We start from the raw sequence: 16,848 nt of genomic DNA on the forward strand, positions 1-16,848 counted from the left end.
AAAAACAGGGCATGGATACCACCTGCCCTGTTTTATTTTATCTGTTAAATATTACCAATAATTCTCCACCGCAATATTCCCCACGCCCCTACGGTTCATCGCCAAACCTTTGTTTTTTAAAGACTCTTTGGTGTCGTCCACCATATCAGGATTGCCACAGAGCATGACATGGGAAGTGGCAGGATTTAAGTTTAGACCGACAAAGTTTTCAAGTTCGCCACTGTCTATCAAGGCAGGAATGCGAGCATTTAGGCAGTTTTCTACTTTTTCACGAGTGATAATCGGCACAAAATGGAGTTTAGCTGGGTTGTCGGTCAGTTCGCTAAACTGCTGATTTAATTCATGAATTTTATCCAAGTACGCAAGTTCTGCCTGCGTTCTGGCACTGTACACCAGTACGATGTCGCTGTAATTTTGCCAAGTGGTCAAATCGCCAAGCATGGACAAAAACGGAGCAAGCCCTGTGCCTGTGGCAAGTAACCACAAATCCTTTGGGGCAGGTTCTTGATAGCGGGCAAGCGTCAAAAAGCCAAAGGGTTCGGGGTTCAGATAGAGCGTATCGCCCACGTCCAAATGCTGTAATTGGCTGGTAAACGCCCCGTCAGGCACAACCACCGAGAAAAACTCCAACTGCTCATCATAAGGGCTAGATGCGACCGAATAGGCACGAAAAATGCGTTCATCGGGGGCGTTTTGGGTGTTTTTTAATTCGCTGGGATTGACCCCGAGCCGTACAAACTGCCCTGCAAGAAAGCGGAATCCGTCAGGGCGAGTGGTGGTAAAACTAAATAGTGTGGGGGTAATGGGGGTTTTGGAGAGTACGGTTAGGGGAGTGGCTTTTTGGTCGGACATGATTAAAAACTTCTTTTTAAAATTATCGTGATGCACAATTTATCATAAATCAATCAAAAAAGGAATGATTAAATTCATTGATTTATATTTCTATATCATTGCACAAAAAAGAATACTCACCAGAATACACAGAAAATAACTTTGAACAAGATATAAAATCTGAGCATTTTATATTTCCATTTTTTTGTAAAATAATTTTCCCAATGCTGTCATAAAGTGATTTTGTAAAATCTTTATTAAACCTATTACCAATTGCAAAATACATATCAATGATTAAAGTTGTATCTTTGACAGGATTGACGGATAATGTTAAATAATAGGTTACCAAATTACCATTTGTTGCACCAAAATAATCCACATCATAAATCTGCTCCCATAATAATGTTACTGGCTGACGATTGTGCAATTCATAATGATAAAAATGCACGCCCACATTATCCAAATAAAAATGATTATGAAATCTTGCCTTTTTCCAAAAATACAAAACAAACTTAACAAAACCAATCACAAAAAATGGCGATGATAACAACAAAAATAAATAAGATTTTGTCTCAATGGACATCATTACAACAATCAAAAATAAAATCAAAATTGTAAACCCGCCCAGCCATAAAATCACCGCAGACACGCTATGGGGCATTGTCCAAATTTGTGGTGAATCCAAAACAGCTTGGTTTTGCTTGACTGGGGTAACTTTGGGGCGTTTTTGCTCAATTAAGTTGTGCAATTCTTGCAGTAATTCATTGGCAAATTTATAATCGCATTTTTCATCATTAAAATATAAACCATTGGCAGTTAATTGAATGTGTTTGGCGATGTTATTATCATTAACAAATAAATGCAATATCAATTTTTTGCCACGACATTCAAAAAAGGCGTATAAGACATTTTGCCATTGTATTTCTATATTTTGTTCATCAAACAAGCGATGACAATAAATGCCTATTTCTTTAACAGTCAGATAAGGTGTATCAAAAAAGTCTTTAAACATTTTTACATAATGTTCGCCCCACCACACAACAATAAAAAGCAGAAAAACAGACAAGGTAAATTTAAATCCATTATCGCTTACCAAATAATAATGCAACCCAAAAATAAACAACACCACAATCAAAGCAGTTATTGAATAAAACCGACAATTTGAGACAGGGTAGGCATAACTATTTTTTGTCATTATTTTTTCCATAAAATAAAAAGCACCCAACTGAGTGCTTGTTTTTAACTTATCCCAAAATCGCAAGACTTGCCATCTTAAACAGCGTATTTGGCAAAATCCCCATCACAAAAATAAACACCGTGATAAGAATCAGCACAAGCCCGCCTGCTTTGACCCGCCAATTGCTTGGTACATCAAAAGGCACGATGGTCATTGGGCGTTTAAACATTATCAGAAGCACTTTAAGATAATAATAAAGTCCGATGGCACTGCCCACAATCACCATAAAGGCAAGCCCAAAGCGTCCGCCTTGGGTGGCAGCGAACAACACCTGCATTTTGGTAATAAATCCTGCAGTAAACGGAATGCCTGCCATGGACAAAATCATCACCGTCAAAACTGCCGTCAAGACAGGTCTTCGCCAAAACAGTCCTTGATAGACTGCCATACTATCCGCTTCGTCTTCTACTTCTTGGGTTGCCGTGTTGCGGTCGGTCTCGCCATACGCCCCCGTCATCAGCACAATCACCCCAAATGCCCCAACAGACGACAAGGCATAGATGAGCATATACATACTAATCACGCTGTCAGCATCTGCCGTTGTCCCTGTGGCGATAAGCGGAATCAGCACATAGCCCATGTGTGCCACAGACGAAAACGCAAGTAGGCGTTTTAGGTTAGTTTGGGTTAGGGCAAGCAAGTTCCCTGCCACAATAGACATCACCACAAGGGCAACCAGTACCGTATCAACAGACGAGATGGCAGGAATGGCACTTGTCAGCAAAAAACGCACGACAAGGGCGACAACCGCCACCTTGCCCACGCTCGCCAAAAATGCCGTAACAGGAGCAGGAGAGCCTTGATAAACATCGCCCGCCCATGAATGAAACGGTGCCAAGGACAGCTTAAAAGCAACTGCTGCCACCATCATTACCGCCCCCACCATAAACAAAGGCGACAGCCCAAACCCTGCCATGAGACTCTGCCCAAGACGGACAAAGCCAAGCTCGCCTGTCGCCCCAAAAATAAACGCCATACCCATCAAAAGCGTTGCCGAAGCGGTTGCCGACAGGATAAGGTATTTTAGCCCTGATTCTAAGGACTTTTGTTTTAGATAAGCAAAGCTTAGCATACCATACATAGGCACAGACAAAAGCTCCAATGACACAAAGAAAGAAGCAAAATGATGAGCCGATGTCATCAGTACCGCCCCAAGCGTACTTGTCAAAAGTAGCAGATACAGCTCTTCTTTGTTGTTATTAAAACTTTGAAAATAGCGATACGCCAACGTAACGCACGCCAACGCCGACACGACAACAACAAGGCTATTGAACAAGGCAAAGCCGTCCACCAAAAACAGCCCCATGACATCGCCACGATTGACATGAGTGGGCAATTTTTCAAAAAACTGCAACAATAGCACCGCCAACGCCCCATTTAGCCCAAGGGCAGTTAAGCCAACAATCAGACTGTGCGAGCGTTTGATGGCGATGGCAAGCATCACCACAAGCACCGCCACGCCCAATATCATGGCAGGAAGCAACGGGAGCAAAGACGAAAACTCAATAGACACGTTCATTAGTTGCCCCCTTGGTTAATTTCAATGACTTGTGGCACGATTTCTGGCGAGATGGGCTTTTGATTGCCTTTTAGCCTTGTAATGGCGGTATCCACATCCGAATACCCATCAGGCATTTTGGTGCTGATATAGCTCATCGCTTGCTCGGATTTGTTTAGGACAGGTTGTGGATACAGTCCAAGCCAAACAAGCCCCACCGCCAACACACCAAGCAAAGACAACTCTCGCCCACCCAAATCACACAAAGGCTTGGCGGTGTCGTCTTTTGCCTTATATAAGGCATGCAAATGGGGCGTGGTGTTGTCGCCAAACAACGCCTTATGAATCAAAATAAGTGCATAAAGCCCCGCCCACACAAAACTCACGGTCAATAGCACGCTGATGACAGGATACGCCTTGAACGACCCCATCAAAATCAAAATCTCGCCAATGAAGTTGCCCGTACCAGGGATGCCCAAAAGGGCAGCACAAAAGAACATCAGTAGTGGCGCAAGATAGCGAAACTGCCCCCACATACCGCCCATGACCGTCATATCACGAGTGTGCAAACGTTCGTACACTTGCCCTGCCATGATAAACAGTGCTGCACTAGACAAGCCGTGAGCGAGCATTTGCACCATCAAGCCCTGCAACGACACCAGCGTGCCAGCATAGATGGCAAGCACGACAAAGCCCATGTGCGACACAGACGTATAGGCAAGCAGGCGTTTTATGTCGGTCTGGGCAAACGCCAAAAACGCCCCATAAAACACCCCAATCATGCCAAGCGTGATGGCAATGGGAGCAAACTCGGCAGACGCATTTGGAAAAAGCGGAATGACAAAGCGAAGCAAACCAAACGCCGCCGTCTTAATCAAAATCCCTGCCAAATCCACCGAACCTGCGGTTGGGGCTTGGGCGTGGGCATCAGGTAGCCAGCCGTGCAATGGGAAAACAGGCAATTTGACCGCAAAGCCCACAAAAAAGCACAGCATAATCAGGTATTCATATTTGCCAAGATACGTGCCAAGCAGGTCTTCATAATGAAAACTTAGCACGCCTTTTTGGGCAAAATTGATAAGCACAAGCATACTGATACCAATGAACATGATAAGCCCAGACGCTTGGGTATAAATAAAAAACTTCGTGGCGGCAGCCGATTTTGGCTTGATGATATTGCCATCTTTATCACGCACATCATGCCCCCATAGGGCAATCAAAAAGTAGATGGGCAGGAGCATCATTTCCCAAAAAAAGAAAAACAAAAACAAATCAATTGCCAAAAAGACACCGATGACACCGCCCAACGACCACAACAGGTTTAGATGAAAAAATCCCACACGGTGCTTAATCTCGCCCCACGAACATCCCACTGCCATAATACCTAAAAATGCCGTCAAGACAATCATAAGCAAAGACAAGCCGTCCATTGCCAAGGAAAATTTGATACCAAAGGCAGGTATCCAAGGCACTTCAAAGGTTGCCGCCCAAGGTAGACTGCCATCGGTGCTGGCATTTAGCACCCCAAAGTCGCCTTTGGCATACAACACGAGCGACAGCACAAAGGTCAATGTCATGCCAATAAGCGCCACCCATCTGGGCAGTCTTGTGTCCTTTTTTTCAAATAACCAACACAAAAATCCTGCAATCAACGGGATTGCAATTAGACTTGGCAAAAGCCATGTTTGCTCTATCATCTTATACCACCATCATCATTGCCAAGATTAGTACCACAGCAAGCCCCACGCCAAAGCTCACCGCATGAGAGCCTAATCGCCCTGTTTGGGTTTTTACCAACAGCTTGTTGCCAAGTTTGACCCCAAAAGGCAAGATGCTCCAAAGTTTGTCCACAGGGTCGCCCTTTAAGAATTTGCAAATTGCCAAAAACGGCTTGACAAACACAAGGTCATAAAGAGCGTCAAAGCCCAGCCCGTGATAGCACCAATAAGTACACGCCCCACCAAAGGCAGAATTTGTCCATTTTGTCAAAATCTTACCCTTGTCAAGCACATACAAAAAGCACGCCAACGCCAAGCCAAGTGCGGTTACGCCCACAGCGATAATCTCGGCGGTGTGCTTGCCGTCTGTTAGGGTACTACCCACGCTCGCTGGCAAGACATTTGCCAAAGGCGGGTGGATTAACGCCCCAATCCCTGTCGATAGCACCAGTAACACCACCAAAGGCAAGGCATAGCTGACACCAGACAGCTTCTCGCCATGCGTTTTTTCTTGTCCAAAGAACACAAGATAAATCAAACGAAAAGTATAAACAGCCGTCAAAAACGCCCCAAACACGCCTGCCCAAAACAGACTCATGTGTCCTGTGGCGTAAGCCTCCCACAAAATCGCTTCTTTTGAATAAAAGCCAACCGTTACAAAAGGTAAGGCAACCAACGCCCCACCACCAACGACAAACGACCAAAACACAAGGGGGATTTTTTTACGCAGACCGCCCATCTTAAAGATGTTTTGCTCATGGTGTGTTGAGATAATCACCGCCCCACTGGCTAGGAATAACAACGCTTTAAAAAATGCGTGCGTCATCAAGTGAAAAATCGCCACTTGCCACGCCCCAACGCCCAAAGCAATGAACATATAACCAAGCTGACTCATGGTAGAGTAAGCAAGCACACGCTTGATGTCGGTCTGTGCCAACGCACAAAAGCTCGCCACAAGCATGGACAACGCACCAATACCCCCCACCCAATATAGGAGCATCTGGGGGGTCAGCACAAACAACGGGTGCATACGGGCAATCAGATACACCCCTGCCGTTACCATGGTAGCCGCGTGAATCAGAGCCGATACAGGCGTAGGACCCGCCATGGCATCGGCAAGCCAAGTGTGCAGTGGAATTTGAGCCGATTTACCAAACGCCCCACCGATAAGCATTGCCACGATAAGCATAAGCATGGGGTCATTGACAGCGAACATGGTGTCGGCTTTGGTATTGATGGCGGTCATGTCAAGCGTACCAAACACCACAAACAACAAAAACAGCCCAATCGCCAAAAACACATCGCCCACACGGGTTACGGTAAATGCCTTGATTGCCGCCCGTCCATTGGCTCGGTTGTGATAATAAAAACCGATAAGCAAGTACGAGCAGATACCCACGCCTTCCCAGCCCAGATACATCAGCAAAAGGTTGTCAGCAAGTACAAGCAATAACATACTTGCCACAAATAGATTAAGATAGCTAAAAAAACGAGCAAATCCTGTCTCGCCTTTCATGTACCAACTGGCAAACAGATGAATCAAAAAGCCCACACCTGTAATCACACCAAGCATGGTAACGGACAAACCGTCAAGATACAGCCCAAACTTGGGAGCAAAGTCGCCCACAGACAGCCATGTCCAAAGTGGCACAGACACCGCCTGTTGCCCCTGTGCCAAAAAGCTAAAAATGCTGGCAAAGGCACATATCGCTGACAGTCCCATTGCCCCAACGCCAATCATTGTGGCAAGTTTTTCTGAAATTCTATCTCGCCCTGTGGCCAATATCAAAAAGCCAATCAAGGGGAAAATAAAGGTCAATGCTAACAAATTCATACCGCCCTACCCCTTTAATTCACTGGCATGATTGACATCAAGGCTTCTAAACCGATGATAAAACTGCAACAATATGGCAAGCCCTATCGCCGCTTCTGCTGCCGCCAGTGTCAAGACAAAAACAAACATAATCTGCCCATCTGCCTTGTCCCACATATTACCCCCCACCACAAAGGCAAGGGCAGCTGAGTTCATCATAATCTCTAAACTCATAAGCATAAATAGCACATTTCGTCTTGCCATGACCCCAACCAAGCCAATGACAAACAAAATCGCCGCCAATATCAGCCCATGATGAGCAGGCACGCCCATATCGGACGCCACTTTGACGACTTCATGAGCGAAGGGGGTGGTTAGGGTGTCTACATTATAATTTTGCATCGGTGGTCTCCTGTCGCCCTGTGTCTTGATTCGCCCACGCATTGGGGGCGACCACTTCATCTGGGTGTTCTTGACTGTGGCTTGTGTTTTCGTCATCTAAGGCACGTTTGCCCAAATGATAGGCAGCAACCAGTGCCCCCAAAAGCAAAAATGCCGCCACTTCCACAAGTAGCACATATCCTGTAAACAATCGTACTCCCACTTCTTTGGCAGAAATGGTGGTGCTTTGTAATTGCATGGGCTTGTCCGTGCCGTATTGACTGCTAATAAAGCCAATCAGCACCGCCCCAACAATCATCATAAGACACACAGGCATCGCCCACGCATTGGCGGTCAACCACGTCTTCTCTTCTGTCGTATCCGTGCCTAAGTTTAACATCATAATGACAAACACAAATAAGACCAAAATCGCCCCAGCATAGACAATCATTTCAAGCACGCCTGCAAATGGAGCTCCAATGATAAAGAAAATCCCCGCCACCGCCAGTAGGCTCACTATCATGGATAAAATGGCATGGACGGGATTGGCGTGCGTAACCACCCTTAGGCTTGCCCAAATCGCCACCAGCGACAAGGCATAAAAGCCCACCGCATCGCCATTTGCCAAAAACGCCTTTAACACATCAATCATGGCAACAAACTCCGTACATTGACAGGCTCTGCTTCACGCTCGTGCGACCCTTTGGGCTTATCGTCTGTTGCCATGCCTGTTACTCGATAATAGTTATATTCTGGGTATTTGCCCACGCCACTAATCAGCAAATGCTCTTTTTCATAGACAAGATTTTGGCGGTTGTATTCGCCCAATTCAAAATCAGGGGTCAGCTGAATGGCGGTAGTCGGACAGGCTTCTTCGCACATACCACAAAACACACAACGGCTAAAATTGATACGAAAGAATTCAGGATACCAGCGACCGTCTTCACGCTCCGCCTTTTGTAGGCTAATACAGCCCACAGGACACGCCACCGCACATAGGTTGCACGCCACACAGCGTTCATCGCCGTCAGGGTCTCTTGTTAGTACAATTCGCCCACGAAAACGGGGCGGTACAGGCACAGGCTGTTCGGGGTACAAAATCGTGTCTCGTGGACGCAAGGCATGAGAATTTACCATCCACATGGAGCGTACAATGGTAAAAATGCCCACCGCCGTATTTTTTAAAGTTGCAAACATTTAATTCACCATCAAAATCACAAAAGCAGTCGCCAAAAGGTTTAGCAAGGTTACAGGTAAACACACTTTCCAGCCAAAATTCATCACTTGGTCATAACGTGGACGCATGAGCGAGCCACGAGCCAACACAAATAAGGTCATAAAAAACAAGGTCTTAATCAAAAACCAAAACACAGGCGGAACAAAGGGTAGGTCTAGGTTAAAAGGAGCAAGCCAACCCCCAAAAAACAAGCAGGTCATCAAGGCACTAATCACCACGACATTGACATATTCGCCAATAAAAAACATCCCAAATTTCATGCCTGAGTATTCCACATGATACCCTTCAGCAAGCTCTTGCTCGGCTTCTGGTTGGTCAAAGGGGTGTCTGTGCGTAACCGCCACGCCTGCCACCACAAAGGTTAAAAAGCCTAAAAACTGCGGAATGACGTTCCAGACGGTTGTTTGAGCTTCAACAATCTCACGCAAATTAAACGAGCCTGCCATCGCCACCACGCCCATGAGCGATAAGCCCAAAAACACCTCATAGCTAATCGTTTGAGCTGCCGAACGCAAACCGCCAAGCAACGAGAACTTATTGGCACTTGCCCAACCGCCAAACATAACGGCATACACAGCAAGCCCCGCCATGGCAAAAAAGAACAAAATGCCAATGTTCCAATCCGCCGCCCCAAGCGTGGGCGATAGCGGAACAATGGCAAAACTTGCCAAAGCGGTAAACATGGCAATGGCAGGGGCGAGCGTAAACAGGCGTTTGTCGGCAAAGTTGGGTGTCCAGTCTTCTTTAAAAAAGATTTTTAGCATATCCGCTACCAGTTGTAGCGACCCTTGCCAACCGACCCTATTTGGACCATAGCGGTCTTGCCACAGGGCAAGCATACGCCGTTCATAGACAATCATCAGTGCCGCCGTAATGACTAGCCCCAAAAAGATAATCAAGGTCTGGGCGGTCATAAAAATAAGCGACCACCACTCAAACGACAAACCGCCAAGCCATGACGGCACATCAGGAATCACACGAATACTCATTTATGCCCCCACTTGCATTGCTAACGGTGCGTTATTAAACCCAGCTTTTGGTGTAAAGATATTTTCACGCTTGATATTAGCGAGATTTGCCACACTTTTTTGATATTCAGGCACATAGACAGGCGTGTCGGCTTCCGCCTTTTTGACGGTTGTCGGCACACCGACCATAAACGGCACAAGCCCGTCAGGATAGCCGATACAGCCGTCCGCCGCATAGTCCACCACGTCCACAGGCAGGGTAATCTCTATCCCATGCTGGGCAAGGGTTAGCTTATCGCCTGCCTTGATAATCCAACGCTTGGCGTCATCATCGCTGATTGTCCATGTGGCAGGCTTAATTTGGCTTGCCACCACAGGGCTACGGCTTGCCATGCGTGAGCTTGCAAATAGATTATACACAGGCACAACGACCGCACGACCGTCAAAAATGCTCGTGCTTATCATGCTGTCAAGCTCGGCTTTGTCAAATACCGTCTCAACTTTTGGCAAGTCATCAAACAGACGAATGCCGACATCTCCGCCTTTTAGCCGTCCGCCCACTTTGTCTTGGAGCTTGTTCCATGCTTGGGGCGAGTTCCAGCCTGCACTCCACGCAAATGGGATAAGGCTTGGGTCAGTCTTATCGCCCACATAGCCTTCCATGGAGAACGTCAAACCACTGTCCTTATCCTTAGGTTGCATGGGTTCGTGGATAGAAATGGGCGAGCGTAACACCGTCCGCCCCGAATAACGGCGTGGCTCACGGGCGACTTTTAGCCCTGTAATGCGATAGTCCGACTCAGGGGCAACGTCTTTGATTTGGGCAAGGTGTGGATAATCGGTGATAAGCTCATCAATGACATCATCAAGATGATACCACGTTGGCTCATCATTGCCATTTGTCAAACTGGTGCCAATCAAGGCATTAGCGACAGCGTGTAGCCAACGCCAACTGTCTTTTAGCTCGCTGTTTGGCTCATAGTATTTTTTGTCAAAACTGGCAAAAAACCGCCCTGCTCGCCCTTCGGCAGACACAAGCGTGCCGTCGCTTTCTGCAAATGACGCACCAGATAGCACCGTGTCGGCTTTGGTGTGCCAGTCATAAGACTGGTGATCTAGGACGATGAGTGTTTTTTCGGCCAATTTATCAAATTGGCTTGGGGCAAGGTTGGCTAAGTCATGTTCTAGCACCACCACCGCCTCAAATTCTTTTGCCAGCACTTCTTCTATCGCCTGTCCGCCAAGCAAGTTTACGCCCACGCTGTTCGCCTCTGGCATGGCAACGTACACGCCTGTTTTGTCGGCATATAGAGCATTTATTTTTAATAAACGAGATGACAGCTCTTTTTCAAACTCATTGGGGTCTCGCTCTGTGGTGTGTGTGCCGTCCGTTTTGGCATCTTTATCAGGGTCAATGAATTGACGAGCCACTTCATCACGGATTTTGGCGTTTTGCACTTCCACAAATTCACGCTCCACATGGGCGATTTTGGCACGTTTGGCGGTCAAGGTTTGGGCAATATAGCCTGTCGCTTGTACGATTGCTTTTGATGACAAGCTGGTGCCTGTGATGACAAGTGGACGGTTCGCCATAATCAAATCATAAGCGATATGATGAGCCAAGAACTCCATTGCCATGTTCTCATCTATCACAAGATTTGGCTCTTGTTCTTTGGCAAAAATGGCGTTCTCACTTTTGCCAATCTCATCTAGCGTATCGGCATAGCCCTTGATGATGTCGCCCACCATAAAGCCCAGTTTGGCGATGTCGTTTGGCGTGGCAACGGCAGACACTTTGGCGATGTCGGACAGTTTGGTATCCACCACGCTCGCCACATAAATGGGACTGTACGCCTCTTGTCCGATACGCTTGACAGGCTCGGCAAGCCAATGCTCGGTTTTTAGGACGGTTGCCATTTGGCGGACTTTGTTTTTGGACGCTTGACGCACCGACAAGGCGACACGGCTTGCCGTTTGGGTCAAATCCTCACCCAACACAAACACGCTATCTGCCGTCTCAATCTCTGCCAAAGACACATTATGCACATCTTTGTGGCGTAACAGCGCCACGCCCAAATCCACCACGTCTTTAACGAGTGCTCGCTCGCCTGTGCTGTAATAATCGCCTCCCACGAGTTTTTTTAGGGCAAAATTACTCTCCAAACTTGCCCGAGCCGAACCAATGCCGATGACGTTTTTGCCTTTTAATAACTCCGCCACGCTATCGACCGCAAGGCTTGCACTGGTTTTGACAAATTGTCCGTTCACGTTTTGCACAGGCTGGGTTGGGCGATCGCTACGATTGACATAGCCATAGCCAAAACGCCCACGGTCGCATAAGAAATAGCCGTTTACGTCATGGTTATAGCGGTTTTCAATACGTCTAAGTTCGCCATAACGCTCGCCTGCCGAGATGTTACAACCGCTTGAACAGCCGTGGCAAATGCTTGGGGCGTATTGCATGTCCCATTTACGGTTGTAGCGGTCAGAGTGGGTTTTGTCGGTAAACACCCCTGTGGGGCAAACTTCGGTCAAGTTACCACTAAATTCACTCTGTAACTGTCCGCTCTCTTCACGCCCAAAATAGACACGGTTATTTGACGCATACACCCCAAAATCCGTGCCACCTGCGTAATCCTTATAAAACCGCACACAGCGATAGCAAGCGATACAGCGGTTCATTTCATGATTGATAAACGCTCCTAAGTCTTGGTTGTGGTGCGTGCGTTTGGTAAAGCGGTAACGGCGTTTTCTATGTCCGCTCATGTAGGTCATGTCTTGCAAATGGCAATGACCGCCCTCCTCACAAGTTGGGCAATCGTGGGGGTGGTTGGTCATCAAGTATTCCACAATGCTTTTGCGAAATGCCTTTGCCTCGGCATCGTCCACCGAAATCCAAGTGTCGCTTTTTGGCGTGGGGGCAATCATACAGCTCATGACCAACTTGCCACGTCCTGCCTGATAATCCTCCTCGCTCATGTACTGCTTGACCGCACATTGACGGCACGACCCCACCGAACCCAAGGCAGGATGATAACAAAAATACGGCACGTCAATGCCAAGCGACAGACACGCCTGCAATAGGTTGTCCGAGCCGTCCACGTCATAAGTTTTACCGTCTATATGAAGGATTGCCATGTTATGCCCCCACCTTGTTGTTTTGTGGCTCTGATTTGCCCACTTTTGCCTCAAATTCATGACGGAAATAACGTAACGCACTCATGAGTGGCTCCATCGCCCCTGGGGCATGGGCACAAAAGGTCTTGCCAAGCCATAAATCTCGTGTCAGCTCGGACAATTTGTCAATGTCGTCCGCTTGCCCTTGTCCGTTCTCCATCGCATCAAGGATTTTTACGCCCCACGGCAAGCCATCACGGCAAGGGGTACACCAACCGCACGATTCTCTTTGAAAAAACTGTTGCAAGTTTCTAGACAGGCTTACCATATCTTGCGTTTCGTCCACGACCATCATAAGACACGTCCCAAGGCGTGAGCCTGCCTTCATAATCGGGTCAAAATCCATGACAAGGTCAAGGTGTTCATCGCTTGCCGTCAAAAAGTCGGTACTCGCTCCGCCAGGTAGCCACGCCTTTAAGGTTAAGCCGTCCTGCATACCGCCAGCAAGCTCAATCAGCTCACGAGCGGTATAGCCAAATGGCACTTCCCACAGCCCTGCGTCCTTGACACGACCGCTACACCCCATAATCTTAGTGCCAGGGGTAGTGGATTTGCCTTTGGCGTTTGGCAAGGATAAATACCACTCCACCCCATTTAACAAAATGGCAGGCATGTTGTTTAAGGTTTCAACGTTATTGACCACCGTTGGACGACCCCACGCCCCTGATACTTGGGGAAATGGCGGTTTGGTACGTGGGTTGGCACGGCGACCCTCCAAACAGTTGATAAGAGCCGTCTCCTCGCCACAAATGTACCGCCCTGCCCCTGTGTGGACATGCAATTCAAAGTTAAAATCCGTCCCCAAAATACCCTCGCCAAGCAAATTATTGGCGATACATTCGTTAATGGCGTTTTGTAAGCGTTCGGCGGCTAGGACATATTCGCCACGGATAAAGATATAGCCCACACTTGCCCCAATGGCATAGGCGGTAATGAGCATACCCTCAATAAGCTGAAACGGAATCCGCTCCATAAGCAGACGGTCTTTAAACGTACCCGGCTCCATCTCATCGGCATTACAAATCAAATAGCGTACGCCACCGTCTGGGGGCGTCATAAAGGTCCATTTTAGCCCTGCGTTAAAACCTGCCCCGCCACGCCCACGCACATTGGCGGTTTTTATCATCTCGCCTACCTCTCTTGGGTCTTTGGCTAGGGCGTTTTTTAGCCCGACAAAGCCGTCTAAGGCTTCATAATCTGCCAATGTCAGCACTGCATCATGATGATACAGTCGCCATGTCAAAGGGTGCGTAAGCGAAGTCGGTGCTTGACCGTCCGCCAGTCCCACGCCCCAGATTGGCGTTTTTTGGCGATTTAGTTGGCTTGGGGCAAGTCCGTTTTTACGAGCATTGATTTGCTCGGCGACATTTGGTTTATTCATGCGTATTGCTCCAACAATAGACCGACCTCAGACGGCAACACAGGTCCATAAGTATCCTCATCAATCAGCACGCTCGCCCCCTTATCGCAGTTGCCAAGACAGCAAATGGGAAGTAGGGTAAAACGACCATCTTTTGTGGTTTGCCCATAATCAATGCCAAGCTCACGCTTAAAAGCATCCGCCAATGCCTCATAGCCGTTCAGATAGCAAGCGATAGAATCGCAAATCAAAATCACATGGCGACCGACTGGCATCCGATAAATGCGGTTAAAAAATGTCGCCACGCCCTCCACGTCCGCCACAGGCATGGACAGCATATGGGCTATGGCAGCCACTTGGGCATCGTCCACCCAGCCGTTACGTTTTTGGACGAGTTTTAGGGCATCAAGCACCGCCGCCCTCGGTTGTGGGTAGTGATGAATGTGATGATGAATGCCGTCAATTTCTTGGGGTATTAAAATGGCGTGAATGTCCACTTTGGGGGTTTTGTCGGTTACTATTTTCATAAAGTTACCTGTGCTAGCGTCAGCTTGCGGTTTTGGTTTTATTTATTAAATTGATAAAACTAACTTAATTTTATCAGTTTAACAAATGGTTGATTTAAATTTTTTAGTGTATGATATACACCCTATTTTTACTTATTAATATTTTCAAAATAGGGCAAGATACACCCAACCAACTTGATATTTACCACGGGTTTGTAGGGGTTGGCTCCGCACACCCTTTGATGATATTACTATACAAGGCGTGCTCAGCACGCCCCTACGCCCACACATCATTGTATTTGAGTAATTTTAAAGTTTCTTGGGTGTATCCATACTTCTTCCTTAATCACCCCTTTTTATCATCAGCCTTTTCGACATCAGCGTGAAGTGATAACGAGCTTGCCACTTCATTTTGTCCGTCACGGCGAGTACCTTTGAGTTTGATTTGTAAGCGTAGCTCATTGGGCGAGTCGGCATTACGAATCGCTTCATCGTACGAGATAGCCCCTTCATCATATAAGTCAAACAACGCTTGGTCAAAGGTCTGCATACCCACTTCACGGCTTTTGGTCATAATCGCTTTTAACTCGTGCATTTCACCCTTTAAAATCAAATCTGCCACAAGGCGGGTGTTAAGCATGATCTCCACCGCCGCCCGCCGCCCCTTGCCGTCTTCGGTACGGATTAGGCGTTGGGAAATAATCGCTTTCATATTGCTGGACAAATCCATCAATAACTGCTGACGGCGTTCTTCTGGGAAAAAGTTGATGATACGGTCAAGCGTTTGGTTGGCGTTGTTGGCGTGGAGCGTACCTAGGCACAAATGCCCCGTCTCGGCAAAGGCAATGGCGTGCTCCATGGTCTCGGTATCTCGTATCTCGCCAATCAAAATCACATCAGGGGCTTGCCTTAGCGTGTTTTTTAGAGCGTGGTGCCATGAGTGCGTATCCACGCCCACTTCACGGTGTGTAATCATCGATTTTTTGTGCTTATGCACATATTCCACAGGGTCTTCCACCGTGATGATATGCCCTGCACTGTTTTCGTTACGATAATCAATCATCGCCGCCAAGCTCGTGGACTTACCAGAACCTGTACCACCCACGACCAGCACCAAACCCCGCTTTTCCATGATGACATCACGCAGTTGGGGCGGCAATCTTAATTTGTCAAAATTGGGAATCTCGGCAGCGATAACCCGAATCACCATACCAACCTGTTGCTGTTGGATAAAAACATTGACACGAAAACGACTCACATTTGGCACGTTAATGGCAAAGTTACATTCCATTTCACGTTCAAATTCATCACGCTGATAGTCATTCATGATACTGTATGCAAACAGTTTGGTTTTGTCAGCACTTAATACCTGCTTGCCAAGCGGTTTCATCAAGCCTTGGTGTTTGACGCTCGGCGGAAATTCTGCCGTGATAAATAAATCCGATGCCCCAATCTCAACAACTTTGGTGAGCATATTATACATCATACCTTTGGCTTCGTTTAGGGTTTCTTCGGCAAATCGCATTAGCGATTCTTCGGAAATATGGTGTGTAGTCATAGATTGTTCTCTGTTTGATAACAAAATCATCTAAAAAGTGCTATTTTTTAAATAAAAATCGCTTGACATGTTTTTTTTTGATAAAATATAATGAGAATTATTATATTTTTCAATTCAGTTCAGTTCAGTTCAGCAAATAAGGAGATCGTAATGATTGCTATGGCTCATAACTAATATATTTGTTCTTCTCATTAGAGTTCTTGCAAAATTCAAAAATTTTGGCTTACAAACATTGATTTTATTGGATTTAGAATTTTGACAAGCTTAATAAAATCGTAATTTCGCAAGAAGTCTATTGAACCGTCTAAAATATCGTGGAGAAGGTTTGATGGCTATGCCATCAGTGCCAGATATGCGGATATTTTAGTACAGTTTGTCATGTATTACAACCCAAAAATAAATAAGGAGATCGTCATGATTGCTATGGCTCATAACTAATTAAACTATATTTCTTGCAAATTATAAGGTAATGTTATTTATAAAACCACCTTAGCAAGTTGAAATTAAAATTTATGGTTAATTAAACTCAAAAGACATCATGTTACGATTTTTGATCATGGTAAA

General features: G+C 46.6%; 13 protein-coding genes. All 13 read right to left on the reverse strand.

Translation table 11 applies throughout. The features are described from left to right. Positions 1-51 precede the first annotated feature (51 nt). The 13 genes from K941_RS0100490 to K941_RS0100550 all read right to left on the reverse strand — a co-directional run bounded on the left by K941_RS0100490 (position 52) and on the right by K941_RS0100550 (position 16,251). The gene (locus K941_RS0100490) at positions 52-852 is read right to left on the reverse strand and encodes a ferredoxin--NADP reductase (RefSeq protein WP_029102042.1); all 801 of its coding nucleotides are present in this window, start codon (positions 850-852) and stop codon (positions 52-54) included. Between the two features lie 82 nt (positions 853-934). Next, positions 935-2,026: a hypothetical protein gene (locus tag K941_RS0100495; protein WP_029102043.1), complete on the reverse strand. Its 1,092-nt coding sequence runs from the start codon at positions 2,024-2,026 to the stop codon at positions 935-937. A gap of 49 nt (positions 2,027-2,075) precedes the next feature. Further along, the gene (locus tag K941_RS0100500) at positions 2,076-3,587 is read right to left on the reverse strand and encodes an NADH-quinone oxidoreductase subunit N (protein WP_029102044.1); all 1,512 of its coding nucleotides are present in this window, start codon (positions 3,585-3,587) and stop codon (positions 2,076-2,078) included. Further along, positions 3,587-5,263 (reverse strand): NADH-quinone oxidoreductase subunit M, encoded by a 1,677-nt coding sequence (gene nuoM / locus K941_RS14240; RefSeq protein WP_051225759.1) that lies wholly within the window; start codon positions 5,261-5,263, stop codon positions 3,587-3,589. Before nuoM ends, K941_RS0100500 begins: the two co-directional genes overlap by 1 nt. 1 nt (position 5,264) lies before the next feature. Further along, entirely contained in the window at positions 5,265-7,118 is a 1,854-nt protein-coding gene (nuoL, locus tag K941_RS0100510; protein WP_029102045.1) for an NADH-quinone oxidoreductase subunit L, read from the reverse strand. A 6-nt stretch (positions 7,119-7,124) separates the two neighbouring features. Then, the gene (nuoK, locus tag K941_RS0100515; RefSeq protein ID WP_029102046.1) at positions 7,125-7,430 is read right to left on the reverse strand and encodes an NADH-quinone oxidoreductase subunit NuoK; all 306 of its coding nucleotides are present in this window, start codon (positions 7,428-7,430) and stop codon (positions 7,125-7,127) included. Between the two features lie 55 nt (positions 7,431-7,485). After that, a complete protein-coding gene (gene nuoJ / locus K941_RS0100520; RefSeq protein ID WP_029102047.1) occupies positions 7,486-8,130 on the reverse strand; it encodes an NADH-quinone oxidoreductase subunit J in 645 nt (214 codons plus the stop codon). After that, positions 8,127-8,675 carry an NADH-quinone oxidoreductase subunit NuoI gene (gene nuoI / locus K941_RS0100525; protein ID WP_029102048.1) on the reverse strand — a complete coding sequence of 183 codons (549 nt, stop codon included), beginning with the start codon at positions 8,673-8,675 and terminating at the stop codon, positions 8,127-8,129. The genes nuoJ and nuoI overlap by 4 nt, the downstream gene beginning before the upstream one ends. Further along, on the reverse strand, positions 8,676-9,704 hold the full coding sequence (gene nuoH, locus K941_RS0100530) for an NADH-quinone oxidoreductase subunit NuoH (RefSeq protein ID WP_029102049.1): 1,029 nt from the start codon (positions 9,702-9,704) through the stop codon (positions 8,676-8,678). Beyond that, positions 9,705-12,821 carry an NADH-quinone oxidoreductase subunit NuoG gene (nuoG, locus tag K941_RS0100535; RefSeq protein WP_029102050.1) on the reverse strand — a complete coding sequence of 1,039 codons (3,117 nt, stop codon included), beginning with the start codon at positions 12,819-12,821 and terminating at the stop codon, positions 9,705-9,707. It lies immediately after the preceding gene. Position 12,822: 1 nt separating this feature from the next. Continuing rightward, positions 12,823-14,241, reverse strand: coding sequence for an NADH-quinone oxidoreductase subunit NuoF (gene nuoF / locus K941_RS0100540; RefSeq protein ID WP_029102051.1), 1,419 nt, complete (start codon positions 14,239-14,241; stop codon positions 12,823-12,825). Beyond that, positions 14,238-14,747, reverse strand: coding sequence for an NADH-quinone oxidoreductase subunit NuoE (nuoE, locus tag K941_RS0100545; RefSeq protein ID WP_029102052.1), 510 nt, complete (start codon positions 14,745-14,747; stop codon positions 14,238-14,240). Before nuoE ends, nuoF begins: the two co-directional genes overlap by 4 nt. 325 nt (positions 14,748-15,072) lie before the next feature. Next, the gene (locus K941_RS0100550) at positions 15,073-16,251 is read right to left on the reverse strand and encodes a PilT/PilU family type 4a pilus ATPase (RefSeq protein WP_029102053.1); all 1,179 of its coding nucleotides are present in this window, start codon (positions 16,249-16,251) and stop codon (positions 15,073-15,075) included. Between the last annotated feature and the right edge of the window lie 597 nt (positions 16,252-16,848).

Origin of the sequence: Moraxella caprae DSM 19149 (assembly GCF_000426885.1) — a bacterium.
Lineage (GTDB): Bacteria > Pseudomonadota > Gammaproteobacteria > Pseudomonadales > Moraxellaceae > Moraxella > Moraxella caprae.